The 16,788-nt window shown below is 51.5% G+C and carries 11 protein-coding genes and 1 pseudogene; 8 read left to right on the forward strand and 4 right to left on the reverse strand.

Annotation, left to right across the window (positions count from 1 at the left end):
• Window positions 1-69: 69 nt before the first annotated feature.
• From DFT_RS11235 to DFT_RS11265, 7 genes and pseudogenes are all read left to right on the forward strand, one after another.
• The gene (locus DFT_RS11235) at window positions 70-768 is read left to right on the forward strand and encodes a WbqC family protein (protein ID WP_054031285.1); all 699 of its coding nucleotides are present in this window, start codon (window positions 70-72) and stop codon (window positions 766-768) included.
• Entirely contained in the window at window positions 765-1,472 is a 708-nt protein-coding gene (locus tag DFT_RS11240; RefSeq protein ID WP_054031286.1) for an acylneuraminate cytidylyltransferase family protein, read from the forward strand. The genes DFT_RS11235 and DFT_RS11240 overlap by 4 nt, the downstream gene beginning before the upstream one ends.
• A 4-nt stretch (window positions 1,473-1,476) precedes the next feature.
• The gene (locus DFT_RS11245; RefSeq protein ID WP_054031287.1) at window positions 1,477-2,157 is read left to right on the forward strand and encodes a PIG-L deacetylase family protein; all 681 of its coding nucleotides are present in this window, start codon (window positions 1,477-1,479) and stop codon (window positions 2,155-2,157) included.
• Between the two features lie 105 nt (window positions 2,158-2,262).
• Complete coding sequence (locus DFT_RS11250) at window positions 2,263-8,049, forward strand: glycosyltransferase (RefSeq protein WP_054031288.1); 5,787 nt, start codon at window positions 2,263-2,265, stop codon at window positions 8,047-8,049.
• Between the two features lie 71 nt (window positions 8,050-8,120).
• Window positions 8,121-8,480 (forward strand): annotated as a pseudogene (locus tag DFT_RS11255) (ISNCY-like element ISDol1 family transposase); the annotation flags it as partial.
• Between the two features lie 176 nt (window positions 8,481-8,656).
• Window positions 8,657-10,942 carry a phosphoenolpyruvate--protein phosphotransferase gene (ptsP, locus tag DFT_RS11260; RefSeq protein WP_054031290.1) on the forward strand — a complete coding sequence of 762 codons (2,286 nt, stop codon included), beginning with the start codon at window positions 8,657-8,659 and terminating at the stop codon, window positions 10,940-10,942.
• A 190-nt stretch (window positions 10,943-11,132) separates the two neighbouring features.
• Complete coding sequence (locus DFT_RS11265; RefSeq protein ID WP_054031291.1) at window positions 11,133-12,149, forward strand: cyclic nucleotide-binding domain-containing protein; 1,017 nt, start codon at window positions 11,133-11,135, stop codon at window positions 12,147-12,149.
• Between the two features lie 12 nt (window positions 12,150-12,161).
• On the opposite strand, the gene DFT_RS11270 is transcribed toward DFT_RS11265, so the two are convergent.
• From DFT_RS11270 to DFT_RS11285, 4 genes are read right to left on the reverse strand one after another with little or no spacing between them, the layout of a single operon-like run.
• Window positions 12,162-12,479: a hypothetical protein gene (locus tag DFT_RS11270; RefSeq protein ID WP_054031292.1), complete on the reverse strand. Its 318-nt coding sequence runs from the start codon at window positions 12,477-12,479 to the stop codon at window positions 12,162-12,164.
• A gap of 36 nt (window positions 12,480-12,515) precedes the next feature.
• Window positions 12,516-14,159 carry a universal stress protein gene (locus DFT_RS25490; protein WP_083453447.1) on the reverse strand — a complete coding sequence of 548 codons (1,644 nt, stop codon included), beginning with the start codon at window positions 14,157-14,159 and terminating at the stop codon, window positions 12,516-12,518.
• A gap of 23 nt (window positions 14,160-14,182) precedes the next feature.
• Window positions 14,183-14,836 carry a DUF1638 domain-containing protein gene (locus DFT_RS11280; RefSeq protein WP_054031293.1) on the reverse strand — a complete coding sequence of 218 codons (654 nt, stop codon included), beginning with the start codon at window positions 14,834-14,836 and terminating at the stop codon, window positions 14,183-14,185.
• Between the two features lie 15 nt (window positions 14,837-14,851).
• Window positions 14,852-15,079: a hypothetical protein gene (locus DFT_RS11285; protein WP_054031294.1), complete on the reverse strand. Its 228-nt coding sequence runs from the start codon at window positions 15,077-15,079 to the stop codon at window positions 14,852-14,854.
• Between the two features lie 240 nt (window positions 15,080-15,319).
• Here DFT_RS11285 and DFT_RS11290 point away from each other — a divergent pair, with 240 nt between their 5' ends.
• Window positions 15,320-16,705, forward strand: coding sequence for a sigma-54 interaction domain-containing protein (locus tag DFT_RS11290; RefSeq protein WP_054031295.1), 1,386 nt, complete (start codon window positions 15,320-15,322; stop codon window positions 16,703-16,705).
• Window positions 16,706-16,788 lie beyond the last annotated feature (83 nt).

Here is a 16,788-nt window from a genome sequence, read left to right on the forward strand (position 1 = left end):
CGGCGGCAGAAATACTCCTTTTTTTCGCCATAACATAAACGCAAATTCAAGCAAGAGAATAAAGACCGGATGATCGTTACCATCAGTCAGCCTCGTTACCTCCCATGGTTGGGGTATTTTCATCGGATCGCGGCGTCCGACCTGTTCATTTATCTGGATACCGTCCAATACACGCCAAGGGACTGGGAAAACCGTAACAAGGTCAAGACAAGCCAGGGGGCAGCCTGGCTGACAGTGCCGGTAAAAGCACGCTATCGGTGCCATATCCCCCAGGTGATCATCAGCGATACACAATCGTGGCAGAAAAAGCACTGGCATACGATCGTCTCCTGCTATTCCAGGGCGCCTTATTTTCAGCGTTACGAGGGGAAATTGAAGGAGATCTACCAGGATCGCACGTGGGCGGAACTTACGGATTTAAATGTGACGTTGACGAAAGTACTTTGCCAATGCCTGGGGCTGTCAGGAAAGCGGTTCATGAAGGCCTCGGAACTCGGTGTGCCAGGCAGGGGAAATGAATTGCTGTTGAATTTGTGCAAGGCCGTTGGCGCTACGGTCTATTTGTCAGGATCCCAGGGATGTCACTACATGGATGAAAGGGCATTTGGGGACGCGGGTATCGGGGTGCGCTATCAGAACTATCTGCATCCGCTGTATCCACAGCAATTTGGTGATTTCCTTCCCTGCATGGCCGTGGTGGATTTGTTATTCAACTGCGGTGATCAAAGCCTGGAGATACTCATGCAACATCAACAGGATATCAAATGATGGACTTCTCGGCGCGCAAACCGCTTTGCATCATTCCCGCCCGTGGCGGATCGAAGAGACTCCCAAGGAAAAACATCCTATCACTGGGAGGCAAGCCGTTGCTGGCGTGGACGATCGAGGCGGCTAAGAATGCAGGTCTTTTTGATTCGCTGTGGGTTTCTTCGGAGGACGAGGAAATTCTGGAAACGGCTTTGCGCTTTGGAGCAACGCCTCTGGTGCGGCCGGCCTCGTTGGCCACGGATCATGTCACCGTGGTAGAGCTATGCATCCATCTCATCGAAGAGTTTGAGTTTCTGGAAAAAGGTTATACCGACATGTATGTCATGCTGCCAACTTCCCCTTTTCGCAGCAGTGAAACCATAAAACGGGCATGGCGCGCCTACCTGGAAAAAGGGGCGGATGCGCTCATGAGTATCGTTGCACTTGCCCATCCTCCCCAGTGGGCGCTCATGGAAGCGGACGGACGGCTGAGCCCGTTGTACCCCGAGCAATACGAAACCCCGCGGCAAGGGTTAGTCAGCGCCTATCGGCATGACGGCGGTCATGCCATCGGGAAGATCCCCAGGTTCATTCGCACGCGGTCGTTCTTTGGTCCCGGCACGATTGCTTTCCCGGTACCTGAGGAGGAAGCCGTTGATGTCGACGAACCTATCGACCTTGCCTGGGCCGAATTTTTATTGCAACGCTCTGAAGGGAAATCTTAAGACGATGAATATACTCGTAATAGCGGCGCATCCCGACGATGAAGTGCTTGGATGCGGAGGAACGATCGCCAGGCATGGCAACCAAAACGATGTCGTTCATATCGACATAATGGGCGAGGGAATGAATTCGCGATTCGAAGGCAGCCAATCAGCAAGCCCACAAAAGATGAACGATCTGCACGATCAGAGTCGGAAAGCCGCCAAATTGCTTGGCGCACAGGAACCTGCGTTTCACAATCTCCCGGACAACAGATTCGATATGGTTCCGCTGCTTGAAATCATTCAGATCATAGAAAAGAGCATTCACCGGATTCAGCCCGAAATCATCTACACCCATCATGGAAGCGATCTTAATGTGGATCATGGCATCACCTTAAAGGCCGTGTTGACTGCGACGCGCCCAATGCAGGGCTGTAGTGTCCGCCAAATCTATGCCTTCGAGGTCCCTTCTTCCACAGGATGGTCGTTCGGACAGCAACTGCGTGAGTTTCGCCCAAATGTGTTTTTCGATATCAATGACACCCTGGAACTCAAAATTGAAGCGATGAGGCTGTACGAGAGCGAGATGCGCCCATTTCCTCATCCACGATCACCGGAAGCGTTACGCGCACTGGCAATGTTCCGTGGCAGTGTCTCTGGATTGCATGCGGCCGAAGCCTTTGAGCTGATCAGGCTGTTGAAGTGACGCCACCGGATTCTGTCGACAGGTCATTGTGATTTTGATTAAGCAACAAATGTATGCCTGTTATACAGGTTCATGAAGAAAAAGAGGGTTGACAAGGATTCGGTCATGGCAAGCCATTCGTCAAGCGTCGATCTTATGGAAAAACGAAAATCTCCCATGAAGGTGCTCTGCTACTCGCCCTACAATAAATGGAGATTGCACGGAATGTGGGAAACCACTATTCTCAAGGCGCTTGGTTTGCGCGGCGTCGAAGTACTGCATGTCCTATGTGACGGGCTATATTCGGAATGCGACATGTTTTGGGCGGCTTCGAATCCACGCAACGATATGTCATGCGTCGAATGCCAGGCCGCTGTTACCGACTTGGCCTATAAAATGGGGATGCCCTTTGAATGGTTGGGACGTTATGTGACTCCGAACGAGCTGGAAATCGCACGTGAATGGGCAAATGGCATCGAGAGGAATCATCTCGTTGACGCCGAATATGGGGATTGGAAAATCGGAGAATGGGTCAAGTCTTCGGTTCATACCCATTTTCGGATGACACGCCTGGATACCGGTTTGCCAAATGTGAGACGTACCTATCGGGAGTATTTATACAGTGGACTGGCAGCCTGCTTTGGGCTGAGTCGATTGTATGATCAGTTTCGTCCGGATGTACTGTTCATTTTCAACGGCAGGATGTCTTCGACGCGGATCGCTCTCGAACTCGCACGGGCAAAAGGAATACGATTCGTTTGCCACGAAAGAGGCGAATTGCCGGAAAGTGTTAAGCTTGTCCAGGATTTAATGTTTTTCGACGTAAGTGAAATCTCGCAGATCATTTGGAGGAATTGGGGAGAAGTGCCGCTCAGCGCCGATGAACTCGATCGAATCGCCCGGTATATGTGTGATCGCCGTTACGGAAAGGGGTTCGGATGGTTCTCATATGCGACACCACCCCAGGACTGCGACGAGGTTCGCAAGCTTCTTGGCCTGGAGATCACTCGACCTGTTTGGGTCCTATTCACATCCTCCGATGACGAGGGGGCCGGCATCCCCGCCTTGAAAGGCCCCTTTCCATCTCAATTGGAATGGATCAAAGAGACGGTGAGATACGCGGAAAAACATCCTGAAATAGATTTGGTCATTCGCGTGCATCCAAATACGGCCGGTAAAAAAGCGAAAAGAGGACAAAATATTCAACAGCTCCAGGACATGAAGTCTCTTGCCGAGGTACTGCCATCGAATGCAAAGATGGTTATGCCTGATGATCCTTTAAGTACCTATTCATTGATGGATCTCGCCAGCGTTGGCTTGGTATTCTTCAGTACGGTTGGACTGGAGATGTGCTGCAGGGGGAAGCAGGTTGCAGTTGCCGCAGGCTCGAGAATCAGCGGGCTTCCATTCCTCCATACCGCAAAAACATCGGATCAATTTTACTCGATTCTGGATTCACTGTTGGGCGTTACGCATGATCACATTTCGATGGACATCATGCGAAAGGCTTATCGGTATGCCTATTCAATATATTTCAGATGGATCATACCGTTCCCGCTCGTAAAAATGCCGGATCCTTGCAGCGCAGCTTTGGGTTATCGCTCTTCAAATGAGTTGCTGCCAGGTTGCGAACCAAATCTCGATCGGATTTGTCGGATTATTATAGGGAGCGAAGCCTTATGGACTATCCCGTCGAAGGATGAACGTTCGAGATCAGACGAAGAAGAAACCGCTGTTTTGAGAAAAATGTTGGCCGCTGAAATCGGCCATGAACATCATCCCACGGAGACACCGGCCGTTGTCCTTAACGCAGGACAGGGCGAGAAGATGCTTGCATCCCGTAAAGCGCAGCTACGCGGTAATGACGGCCCTCTTCCGTTGATCAGCATCATCATTCCGACATACAATCGATCACAAATATTGATCAAATGCCTGGAGGCCCTCTCAAAACAGAGTCTTCCTGCGGATAAATTTGAAGTACTGGTTTGCGATGACGGTTCTACGGATGGTACTGAAGCGATCGTAAAGGCTCATACCGCTTTGTTTACAATGAGGTACTTAAGGCAGCAAAACAGGGGGCCTGCCTCGGCACGCAACCTTGGGATCCGCAAAGCAAAGGGACAGTATCTGCTCTTTCTAAACGACGACGCGATTCTCTGTCCAGATGCCCTTGAGTTGCACCTCAAAGCACATGCAGCCCATGCCGAAAAGAGGATCGCAGTGCGCGGTCGTTTTTCATTCCTTAAAAAATATACGCAATCACTTTTCGGATATATGTTGGAACGTACCGATATTTTATTCAGCTACAGTCGTATGCAGGCCGGAAAACCATATGATTACAATTACTTTTCCACCTGTAACACCAGTATTCCGTCAACGGCCGTCACTGAAGTCGGTCTTTTTGATGAGGATTTCACTGGTCCTGCGGCAGAAGATATAGAAATGGGATATCGACTTTGGAAAAATGAATACCAGGTTTTATACGAACCGAGGAGTGTCGCCTGGCATGACCACGCCATTTCACCAGAAGATTTTTTAAAAATTCATAAGGTCAGGGGATGCGGTGCGGTGACCTTGATGGTCAAGCATCCGGAAATGCCTCTATTTCGCAATCACAACTTTGGAGAAGTCGAAGCATGGAGGGAAGAAAATAAAGCGTTCAAACCTAAAATAGAACAATGTCTTGAAATCATTAAACGCTTCGACAGCCAAATGTTAAACCAAAAAAATGGACCGGCGCTGGACAAAAAAATCAAACGCCTGTTGCCAATGATGCGGCTTCTTCAGGAATATTCGGTCCGTGAAGGCTTTTTTTCCAGTCCCTGGCTGAACAGGTTGGTTCAGATCAGAGCATGTAAGCGCATATCACTTTCCCGTGAGGATGAGCGGTCTGCCCCTCCTCTGGTGTCGGTTGTTATCCCTTGTTATAATTATGGCCGATATCTTTCCGATGCGGTGAAAAGCGTTATCGATCAGGGCTTCCAAAATCACGAAATTATCATAGTCAATGATGGCAGCACCGATAATACCAAAGATGTCGCCGAAAAGCTGATTGCTGATTTTCCTGAATGCAGGATAAGACTTTTCAACCAGGAAAATTCCGGGCAGCCGGCGATTTCCAGAAATTTAGGCATTGCAGCGGCACAAGGCACCTACATCCTGCCCTTGGATGCTGATGATAAACTGGCACCGCATGCACTATCAGTCCTTGTGGCTGAAGCTTCTAAACACCTCAATTTGCCCGTGGTGGTCTCCGGGTGGATTCAGACTTTCGGTGTCGATGGCACTCTCAGCAAGAACGGGCCGTTCAATCGCAATATGATATTGCGCCGCAATGCTTTGCCGTATTGTGCGCTTTACCATCGATCCGTCTGGGAAAAGCAGGGCGGATATCGAACCAATGTCCCGGGTTATGAAGACTGGGATTTCTGGGTCGGCGCCACTTCGAACGGTGCCACGTTTATACATCTTAAGATGCCTGTCCTTTTGTACCGTCGCACCGGAAACGGTTCGCTGTTGGACAAAGCTTGTCGAATGCATGAATGGCTCATGGCGGGGATAATTTTAAACCACAGGCAGATATATGAGTCAACCGAAGTCGCCTGGGCCAAAGCTTACCGCCAACATCACCCGCAACCGCCTGAGAACCGCAATGTCGCATGTGAGATTGCAAACTATCCTGAAGCGATGGCTGTCCTCATTATAAGTCATCCGGAACACTACCCGAAACCCACCGTCGATTGGGCCGCTAAATTCCTTCGTGAACGCCCCTTCGTCATCCATATGGGCATAGATGTTCCGGAAAGTCCCCGAGGAAAGATGATGGTCGCCGAACGTGGAAGGCTCGTGAGGGCACCTGGGCGAGCGGTCGGTCTCGTCCATGAAGCTACTGCCGATGCGGCCTATTTCATTCAGGAGGGCGAACAACATTTTTCAACTGGAAATTTTACCACATCAATAGACAGTTTCCAGGACACGGTAAAGCTGAAACCGGACAACAGCACGGCTTACAACAACATGGGGGGCGTCAACTGGCAGCTGGGAGATAAGAAAGAAGCAATTGAGTGCGTTCTGATGGCCAGCGGAAACGATCCGACCGATAAGTTGCCAGCCGTGAACGCAGGCAAGCTTCTCAGTGAGTTGGTTAGACAAGAGAGCACAAAGAACATACACCGTTCCTATTTGCGTCGGGTAACTGGAGATGAAACGGTCCTTGCTGCTTTGCGACAACTCGAAGGCGGCAAGATGGATGAAGAAATTGAACCGCGCTGTTCGATTATCATTCCGGTATTCAACCGATTTGAATTCACGAAACAATGTGTCGAGGCCATTTGGACGCAAAAGACCAAGGTATCCTATGAAATTATCATCATCGACAACGGCTCCACCGATGGCACCCAAGCATATCTCAACCAAATCAAACACCGGGTGACAGCGGTGACGAATGTCGAAAACAGAGGATTTGCGAAAGCGTGCAACCAGGGGGCGAAATTGTCCCGAGGGCATTATCTGCTTTTTTTGAACAATGACACAAAAGTGCTGCCCGGATGGCTTGATGCGATAGTCCAATGCCGCCAAAAGGAGGATAAAATTGGTATCGTCGGTGCCAAACTGCTGTACCCTGATCACACCGTTCAACATGCCGGGGTGGGTATCACAGATTCACCGAATCCTATCCATGCCTTTCATGTCTATCACAGATTCGCAAAGGATGCCCCGGAAGTGAACACGGAAAGGGAATGTCAGGCCGTCACGGGAGCATGCATGTTGATCGAGAAGGAACTTTTTGACTCGGCTGGAGGATTCGATGAGGGGTTCGTTAATGGATATGAGGATGTGGACCTGTGCTTTAGGGTGAGGGAACTGGGCAGGAAAGTGATTTACTGTCCTACAAGTGAACTGTATCACTATGAGTCGAGGAGCGAAGGCCGCTTCAGTGCTGCAATGCAGAATGTCAAACGACTGCACCAAAAATGGATGGGCAAAATAGTCCCGGACATAAAAAACTCAAGGATATCTGTGTACTCAAAATTGACCTCTATAATCGTTCTTACGTTTAACCAGCTCGAATATACCAAAAAGTGTATCGATAGTGTTTTCGCCTGCACCCGGCCTCCGTTCGAGCTGATTATGGTAGACAATGGATCAAGCGACGGTACTACGAGTTACCTGAGGCAGGTCCAGAAAGAAAGTCGTTGCGACGACATCCAGGTTAAGATCGTTGAAAACAAAAAGAATATTGGCTTTGCCGCAGGTAACAATCGGGGGCTTGCGCAGGCAGATGGCGATTATATTGTGCTCCTCAATAACGATGTAGTGGTGACGCCTGGTTGGCTTGAAAAAATGATTGACTGTGTCAACCGCTTTCCCATGGCGGGGATTGTTGGCCCTATGACAAACTACGTGGCAGGCGAACAGCTCGTTCAATCCGTGGGGTATGATCCTTTGCTACTTGAAAACCTTAACGAGTTCTCCTCAGCCTTTTACGCAAGGCATCAAAAAGAAACAAAATGCGTTCTTCGTGTGGTCGGTTTCTGCATGTTGATCAAGCGGGCTGTTATCGAAAAAATCGGTGGATTGGATGAGCGTTATGGCCTTGGAAATTTCGAAGATGATGACTTCAGTTTGAGAGCACGGTTTGCTGGTTTTCAGTCGTGGATTGCCGGCGACTGTTTCGTGCACCATTTCGGAAGCAGGACCTTCAGAGGGGAGGGAATTGCCTATAATGAAACCATCAAAAAGAATTGGCAATTATTCAAACAGAAATGGCAGATACCGCAAAATTTGCCTCATGGTGCGTATAATTTGACCCATATCGGCAAGAAAGATCTTGATAAAAAAGATATCTATGTCGCACTTGAAAATGAAAAGGAAGCCATCGCCAAGAATGATATATTAGAGGCTATCTCATGAATGGATCTTGAAGGGCAGATGCTATTCAGGAATGCATTACTTGTGTGAATAGCGGCATACCGATTTGATGGAAACTTGCGTTTCACATTGTCGATTCTCAGTCCATCCGCTGGTTTTGTCGAATCGGCCTGGCCGACGAGGGATTCAAAAAGTCGGCGTTGAACAAAAACATCAAAGCTCTTTCGGAACAAACCTGGCAAGCGATCAATGGCCGGATCCTGGGATATGCCAAGAAGGAGAACATTGAAAAGGGGCGCACCGTGCGGGTGGATTGCACCTGCGTTGAGTCCAACATCCACGATCCAAGAGATTCGAATCTTTTGTGGGATGCAATTCGCGTGTTGACGCGCCTGATTGAGCGATGCCGCCAGGAGGGCATCAAGGTGCCCGGATTTTCCAATCACACCCGCGTTGCCAAACGGCGCATGATCGGGACGCTGCGATGAATCCCATCAGCATGGATCTTGTCAGTCGGAACCCTATTGAAATTTTCGCTTTGAGACCAATCTTGTTTGATCGAAACCCGTACTAACGACATTGGCAAGCAGCCCCAAAAGACATATGAACACCGGGAAATTCATATCGGGTACCACAGGAAGCTGAGCAAATGACCGAACCCCAACAACACTTGTCGCTCGTGTGCGATATCGGTGAATTGTCCAACCTGATCATCGAGAGCAGGGACATCAACGCGTTTCTGCAGCAGACCGTCCAATTGGTGGCGGCGCATCTCCATGCAGATGTGGGCTCTATTTATCTTTATGATGATGATCTTGGGGAGCTTACCCTCAAGGCCACCGTGGGCCTCGATTCATCGTCTGTGGGGAAGGTCCGTATGAAGATCGGGGAGGGGCTGGTCGGGACCACCATGGCCCAGATGGCCCCCCTTTGCGACGGCGATGCCCGTCAACATCCTCAATTCAAATATTTTGTCGAAACAAAGGAGGATCCCTTCAAGTCCTTTCTTTCCGTACCGATTCACCGAGGCGCGGAGAAAATCGGCGTATTGGTCGTGCAGCATCGCGAGGCCGATTTTTTCGATACGTCCGACATCATGGCCCTGCGTGCGATTGCCGCCCAGTTGGCCGGCACCATCGCCAGTGCCCGTCTGATGATGGATCTGCCAAAACCCAAGGCCAAGGCCGGCGGTGCCGATCGTGTTTTGAACGCTTTGCGCATCGTCAAGGGCGAGGCAACCGTTCCTGGGTATGCGCTGGGGCCTGGGGCTTTGCTTCGACCGGTCGATCCTTTGCTCACGGAAACCCCTGACAGCGTATTTCACAATTCGCTCGACGGCTACCGAAAGGCCAAGCAGGAGACCCTGGATCAGCTCAAATTGTTACAGGAGCGTCTGGTACTGCAGTTACCCGAGAGCGCCGCCTTGATTTTCGAAGCGCACAACATGATCTTGAAGGACCGCCGCTTCGACGCCCAGGTGTCGGAGTGTATTCGAGATGGAAAGACGGCGGCCGATGCCGTGCGCCGGACGGCCCTTCACTTTGCCCAGATCTTTGAAGCCAGTTCAAGCCCCTACATAAGGGAAAAATCCCAGGACATCATGGACCTGGCCCGCCGTCTGCTTTTCAACCTGCAAAAGGAGAAAGCGGGAAACGCCAGCCCCATGGATGCCCACATCGTGATTTCATCCCAGCTCTTTCCGTCGGATGTCCTGAAATTGGCTTCCGAATCGGTGGCCGGCATTATTTTCGTCGGCGGCGGTATTACCTCGCACGTCGCCATTATCGCCCGATCCCTGAAAATCCCGATGATCATCACATCGGAAGTGCGATTGCTTCAAGTGCCGGAAGAGACCCAGGTGTTGATGGATGCCGATGTGGGGAACATCTATATCAACCCCACACAAGAGGTCTTGCGCCCATTCGAGGAACGCAATCGAACGAGAAAACACATCTCCGCCGGCCCGCTGATCGTGGCAGATGAAACGTTTACCGCCGATGGTGTTCGGGTTCACCTTCTGGCCAACATCAATCTGCTCGGTGAGCTGTCGCTGGCCCGGGAACTCAAGGCGGAAGGGGTTGGGCTCTATCGGTCCGAATTTCCTTTTATCGTTCGGTCGGTGCTTCCATCGGAAGAAGAGCAGCGCCTTGTTTATGCCCGCCTTTTCGAGCAGATGGCAGGCCTGCCGATTTACATCCGCACCTTGGATATCGGCGGAGATAAGGTGCTGCCCTATCTCGATCTTCCCCAGGAAGCCAATCCGGAACTCGGGCTGCGTTCCATCCGTTTCCTGTTGAAGCATCGGGAGGTGTTCGATCAGCAACTGCGCGCTATCTTGCGAGCCGGGCGGGATGCCGACCATTTAGGGATCATGTTTCCCATGATTGCCTCCATGGACGAGTTCGCCGCGGCGCGTCAAGCCCTGGAACAGGCGATATCGTCATTGGACACGGAAAATTTGCCTCATCACACGAATCCTTTAGTGGGCGCGATGATTGAAATGCCGGCGGTGCTGAGTGTCATCGATGAGTTGGCCGCTGCGGCTGACTTTTTTTCCATCGGTACGAACGATTTCATTCAGTATATGTTGGCGGTCGACCGGACCAACGAAAACGTAGCCGACTATTACCGGGCTTTTCATCCGTCCGTTTTGCGGGCCCTGGCCGGCATCGTGGCCAGCGTGTCCGCCCATCACAAGCCGATTTCCGTTTGTGGAGAGGTGGCACACGATCCGGAGTTCATTCCCTTTTTGCTGGGTATCGGTGTGCGGCGACTGAGCGTCGATCCCCAGTTTATACCCTCCGTTCAGAAAACCGTCGCTTCGACTTCCGTTTCCTCTGCTCAAGACTATGCGAAATCCCTTTTGGCTGTGCCGACCGTGAAGCAGGTGGACGAATTGAGGTGTCAATGGCACATTCGGCGGGATGCTCGATAAGTCCTGGCCTGCCGGTCGCCGTCGTGATCTCATGCCTCAAGACAAGGGGAGAACCGGCCGATAACCATACTGCGCCCGGTCTGGATGCTCCCCGGAATCGTGTCGAAAGCGATACCGGCCCGTCAAGGGAAAGGGAGGTCGATAGCACAGAGCGCAAAAAAAGGGCGATCGCCCTGTGAAGGTTCGTAATATGCCGACATTATTGGAACACGAAACACGCTTGAAGGATCTTATAGAGGCCGGCCAGACCGAACAGGCCGTGAAACTGCTTTGTCAGTTGGTGGCCTTCTGCGCTCGGAACCAGGATTTCGAAAGAGCCGATGCCTTTCGCGACCAGCTCTATGAAGTGGACAGCATGGCGCTGACGGCGATCGTCAAGATGAACGAGATCATCGAATCCGAGAAGAGCAAGGCGTTGACGCCGGACCGCAGGCGACTCTGGTCCCGGTTTTTCGAAACGCTGCCCGGTGAGGAGGCCAACGCGTTTTTTTTCGCTCTCAAGGAACGCGGCGTTCCCATCGACACGATGATCCTGCGTCAAGGCGAGCGAAACGACAAGCTTTATCTGGTGGAAAAAGGGCAGTTGAAAGTCGTCCACGAAAGGGAGGACAAGCAACAGCTCATTCAGACCATTGGCAGCGGCGATGTGATCGGGGAGGACACATTTTTCTCCATCAATGTCTGCACCGCATCGGTCACTGCATTGACCGAGGTCAAGCTCTCCTTCCTGGAGAGGGAACGACTCGACGGTATCACGATCCAGCACCCGCGGATCGAGCAGCGGTTGCAAAAGATCTGCGGCACAGGACGCAGGATCTATGATTGGTTGCGCCAAAAGGGGTTGGACAGGCGCGCCTGCAAGCGCATCAATTTAAGCACGCCGATCTGGTTTCAGGTGTTGAGTTCCGGTAAGGGCACATCGGTTTCGCGTCCGGTGGCCGGCGAGTTGTGGGATATTTCCAAATCCGGGCTCTCCTTTTATTTCCAGTCCAAAAACCGAGAGGCGGTCAGTCGGCTGGTGGGGCGAAGTATCGGTGTGCGTTTCAAGTTGACGGTCGACGGCAAATTGAAGGATGTCGCCCTTACCGGTATCGTTCAGGGCGTTCAGGATCATCCGTTGGACGAGTATTCCGTGCATCTCATGCTGCGGAAGCAATTCAGCGATGATGCCATTCGAACCATCCAGCGGGTCGCAGATAGATCCTGAGCGACAGTTCGCTTATCCTCCGAAATTTCCAGCACCGAGTCCGCGCATGGCCTCTTCCGCAGTGACGCGCAAGGTGGCAAGGGATTTGTTGTAGGCATCCCTTTCGCTTTGAATGTCTTCCATGCAGGTATCGGGAGAACATTTGTCCCGGATTTGATCGATGCGGTCATCCAGTTCGGCGATGAGCATATGCAGGTCTTCGATGTTTGGAAGTATCTTGGACTTTTCACCACCAGGCAGACTTTCCATCTTCCGGGTAATGTCATAGATGATGGCTTTCCAGCTGGTGAGCTCCATTTCCATGGTCTTGCAACAATTTCTGGCTTTCATGATGTGCTCCTTTCTTTGGGATTGACATTCCATTATTTAAAGCGAAGCCGCAGTTCGGGCCTGACCCGATGCTTCCGCCGATGCTTCACTTTTGACCCCTTGAACACCATGCTCCCTCGGCAAGCGAACGACCATCACCGGCAGGTCACTGTGCCGGATCACATCCGCGGCCACGCTGCCGATGATACGATCTTCGAACTTGCCATGCCCATGGGTGCCCATGATGATGAGATCATACCGCCCCTTTCTCGCCGAAGAGACGATGCAATCCGCTGGGTTTCCGGTCTGCACAAGGATATTCTCATCGGCCAACGGACACCTGGGCATCTGTTGGGTTACGCTTTTTGAGGTTTCGTGAATCCTCTGGTGAATGGCCTGCTGCGCTTTTTCGACACCGTTTCGGTTGAATCGTTCCCATTCGCGCTTGTCAATGTGATCGGCCAGATTGATGCCGGCCCCTTTGGACAACTCATCCAGGATGTCCGGAATGACATGAAGCACAGTGACTTCCGCATCGTAGCGGTGGCCAAGGCTGCACGCATATCGGACTGCATGGCGAGCCGTTTCGGAAAGATCCGTGGCATAGAGGATCCTTTTGAAATCCGGAACCAGCGACTCACCATCTGCCTTTGGCATCTCTTCGGGTATACGGCGCCCAATAGCCTCCTGCTGGACCAGCCTGACCGGTGCAGGTACGGCTTTGGCAACCGTAGCGCCGAAAATGAAATCCACGAAGCGTACATACCAGGCGGCCGATTGGATCTGGATCACATAGGCCAGGGCGATGAGCAGCGCAATGGTCAGACCTTGTTTCCCAAAGGCGGTCATGGCGATGGCCAGCGCAATGGACAGGTCCCGCATGACGACCCCGAACACCATGGCAATACCATCTTCGCGCTTGAAAAAGAGGCGACCGGCGACGGACAGGAAGACGTAGGTCGCCAAGTAGAAGATGGCCAGAGGGATCAAGATGGCGATGATGTCGCCCGGGTTGTCGATGATATTTCTGGCCTTCAGCGCCATGGCCACAAAAGCGATCAAAATGACGCCCAATGCAGAAAAGGGAGGGAACTTCGTCTTGATGCGCTCGTTCCAGGCTTTAGGGCCATATTTTTTGATGGCGATATATTGTGTCAACAATCCCATGACCAGCGGCAGAAAGACAAAAAGGGCAATCTGCTGGAACATGTGAAGCATGTCCACATCGATGGTGGCGCCCATGAACAGTTTGGTATAGATCGGTGCCGCCAGGGCACCCAGGACCAACCCGAAAATGACCATTTTAATGGCCGCTTCCTTGTTGCCCTTGGCAAAGCCGGTCCATGAAATGGTCATGCCCGAGGTGGGCAGCACACCGATCAAAAAGAGCCCTACCGCCCAGAGGCCGTGTTTTTCGAGACCCGTGGAGAAAAATAATCTTCCGGTATAGTAGGCCAGCAGGGGGATGATGATAAAGTTGATGGCCTGGGTGAACACCTGCAGTTTATAATCTTGGCCTTTGAATACGCATTTCACACTCAAGGTCACCATCATCGGGTAGACCATGGCGAAGGTCACCGGAATGATCGATTGCTTCAGAGGGGAGGCGTCGAAAAGGTAGCCGTACAGGAGCCCTGCAAGCATGGAGATGGGTATCGACCAGACCAGGTTTTTTTGCAGCATCGAAAGAAAACGCCACATGAAGTGATCTCCTTTTCACAGTCTTACGACATGAGCTTTTGCGCTTGGTCCAGAAGCAGTTGCTTGAGTCGATCGAGAGAGACTGGGTACGGAATGAGCGGTATGCCCATCCAATCGGAATATCCGAGAAAGCCTTCCGGATCGTTGGCCATGAATTCGTCCATATAACCGATGGCATCCAGGACGATGGCTCCGCCGGTGTGTTTGGGGAAATTCTCGTTGGCCAGGGCCTGGTCCCACCCCTTGAACACCTCTTTCTTGAACTTGATCCATCCCGGGGTCATCCACCATACCGGTTCGCCTCCGGCCATCTCCTTGCCAATGCGATCACGCTCGGATTGGCTGGCGATCATGTCCATGCAGTGGGTGGCTTCGATCCTGGCGACCTTGGGGCCCTGTTCTTCCACGATATGTTTCATCAGGCGGGTCGGCTGATCGATATTCACGTAGCAGAATTTACCGCCATATACGACGATGACCTTTTCGGTTTTTTCCTTGGCCTTTTGGATCCGGCGCACCAGCTGGCGCTCCAGTTCCGGCGGGTCCTGGTGGAGACCGGGGGTCGTGTAAAGAATCTGGGGCGTGTCCAGAAATCCTTCCTTCTTCAGTGCATTGAGTTCAAGATTCAATGTGCCGCAAGAGACGATGGAAATGTCGGAAAAAGAGATAGTGTTCATGGTCTGTCATCCTTTTTATTTCTTAAGAAGTCGAATAAAGAAGCCGTTTATCTCGCTAACCGCCTGATCCAGGAGGAAGATTTCGTATTCCCGCCGGGGCAGGATGCATTGCAGATCTTTTTCTACGGTGGCATCTGGGCAGATGATATCCACGACTTCCCCTGATTTCATTCTTTTAAAGTGGTTACTGATTTGAAGCAGTGAAAAAGGAATGATCGATTCACGCATATCAAATGTCGTCATCTCGATTACCCTTACTGATATCGATCTCTTGATATCGCTGGTATTGTCACTTTTCCGATTGTGCAAGCGGGATGCCACGAGAAAATTACGGTATCAACAGCCCGATAGGGCCTTGGTTGGCCTTTCCGGATGTCATTGAAGCTTGTTGGCCAAAAAATGAAAGGTGGCCTCTTGTCTCCAAACTGTTCATGTGTTAATTATTTTAACGTTTAAAATGTTAACAAACTGAACGGAACTGTCATGACTAAAAGCATCCTCAACGATTACTGGAAGGCGGTGGTCGATACCATCCAAGATGGTGTGATGATCGTCAATCCCGAAGGGACCATCATTGCCATCAATCGGGCTTTTGAAGATATTACCGGCTACCAACGTGAAGAAATCATAGGAAATTCGTGTGCAATTCTCAATTGCAGCGCCTGCGAGTTGGCCCGTCGGGCCGATGGTTGCCATTGGTGCGTGATGTTTCAGAAGGGCAATCTGAAGCGGCAGAAATGTCTGCTGCTGCGCAAAGACGGCCGTCCGGTGCATATTCTGAAAAACGCTTCCGTGCTCAAGGACGAGGAAGGCAATATCAACGGCGCCGTGGAAACCATTACCGATGTAACCGATTTAATTGAAAAAGAGACACAGATCGAAAGCTACCGGCGTGAACTGGACAGCGAGGACCGTTTCCACGGCATGATCGGTACGTCGGCGCCGATGCAACGGGTGTTCGAGCTGATTTCCAATGCGGCCCAATCGGATGCGCCGGTCATCGTCTTCGGTGAAAGCGGCACCGGCAAGGAGCTGGTGGCCAAGGCCATTCATAACACCGGTCTGCGGTCCAAGGGTCCTTATATAAAGGTCAATTGTGCCGCCCTGAACGAATCGCTGCTGGAGAGCGAGCTTTTCGGACATGTAAAAGGTGCCTTTACAGGTGCCCACCGCAGTCGCGAGGGCCGATTCGAAGCAGCTGACAAAGGCAGCATTTTTTTAGATGAAATCGGGGACATACCGCTCTCCACGCAGGTCAAGTTACTGCGCGTGCTCGAGGAAAAAGTGGTGGAGCGGGTCGGTGATCACGTGCCCATTCATGTGGATGCCCGCATTATTTCGGCCACGAATCGTGATTTGATGGCGCTGATCGAAAAGGGCGGCTTCCGGGAGGATTTCTTTTACCGCATCAACGTCATTCCCATTCATGTGCCGCCGTTGCGGGAACGCACCGAGGACATTCCCCTGCTGGCGCATTCGTTTTTCAACCGCATCAAACTGAGAAGCGGCAAGCGTATCGAAGGCATTTCCAATGACGCTCTGGAGGCCCTTACCCATTATCGTTGGCCCGGCAATGTCCGTGAACTCAAAAGTGCTTTCGAATTTGCCTTTGTCTCCTGCCAGGAGGAGATGATTCGGCCGTCCCATTTCCCTGCGCATATACTCGATCAGGCCAAAGCCGAATGTGATCCTGGTTTCGCGTCACCGCAGCGGATCGAGGATTTAAAAAAACAGAGCCTGTACAATGCGCTGAAGCGTGCCGGCGGTAATCAATCCGAAGCCGCGAGGTTGTTGGGTATATCGCGAACCAGCGTATGGCAGCAGATGAAACGATATGGGCTGAGCCCCCTGGATTTCAAAACTGTTTAAACGGTTGACGGATGTTCCATAACCGGCAGACGTGCTCAGCGCATCAAAATGCGTTTGGGAGTTTTGGCATCATTACTGCAATA

Source organism: Desulfatitalea tepidiphila (assembly GCF_001293685.1).
Taxonomy (GTDB): domain Bacteria; phylum Desulfobacterota; class Desulfobacteria; order Desulfobacterales; family Desulfosarcinaceae; genus Desulfatitalea; species Desulfatitalea tepidiphila.

Excerpts from the sequence above, each read along its gene's own strand:
- DFT_RS11235 (WP_054031285.1), top strand. The coding sequence starts at position 70 with ATGATCGTTACCATCAGTCAGCCTCGTTACCTCCCATGGTTGGGGTAT.
- DFT_RS11240 (WP_054031286.1), top strand. The coding sequence starts at position 765 with ATGATGGACTTCTCGGCGCGCAAACCGCTTTGCATCATTCCCGCCCGT.
- DFT_RS11245 (WP_054031287.1), top strand. The coding sequence starts at position 1,477 with ATGAATATACTCGTAATAGCGGCGCATCCCGACGATGAAGTGCTTGGA.
- DFT_RS11250 (WP_054031288.1), top strand. The coding sequence starts at position 2,263 with ATGGCAAGCCATTCGTCAAGCGTCGATCTTATGGAAAAACGAAAATCT.
- ptsP (WP_054031290.1), top strand. The coding sequence starts at position 8,657 with ATGACCGAACCCCAACAACACTTGTCGCTCGTGTGCGATATCGGTGAA.
- DFT_RS11265 (WP_054031291.1), top strand. The coding sequence starts at position 11,133 with ATGCCGACATTATTGGAACACGAAACACGCTTGAAGGATCTTATAGAG.
- DFT_RS11270 (WP_054031292.1), bottom strand. The coding sequence starts at position 12,479 with ATGAAAGCCAGAAATTGTTGCAAGACCATGGAAATGGAGCTCACCAGC.
- DFT_RS25490 (WP_083453447.1), bottom strand. The coding sequence starts at position 14,159 with ATGTGGCGTTTTCTTTCGATGCTGCAAAAAAACCTGGTCTGGTCGATA.
- DFT_RS11280 (WP_054031293.1), bottom strand. The coding sequence starts at position 14,836 with ATGAACACTATCTCTTTTTCCGACATTTCCATCGTCTCTTGCGGCACA.
- DFT_RS11285 (WP_054031294.1), bottom strand. The coding sequence starts at position 15,079 with ATGACGACATTTGATATGCGTGAATCGATCATTCCTTTTTCACTGCTT.
- DFT_RS11290 (WP_054031295.1), top strand. The coding sequence starts at position 15,320 with ATGACTAAAAGCATCCTCAACGATTACTGGAAGGCGGTGGTCGATACC.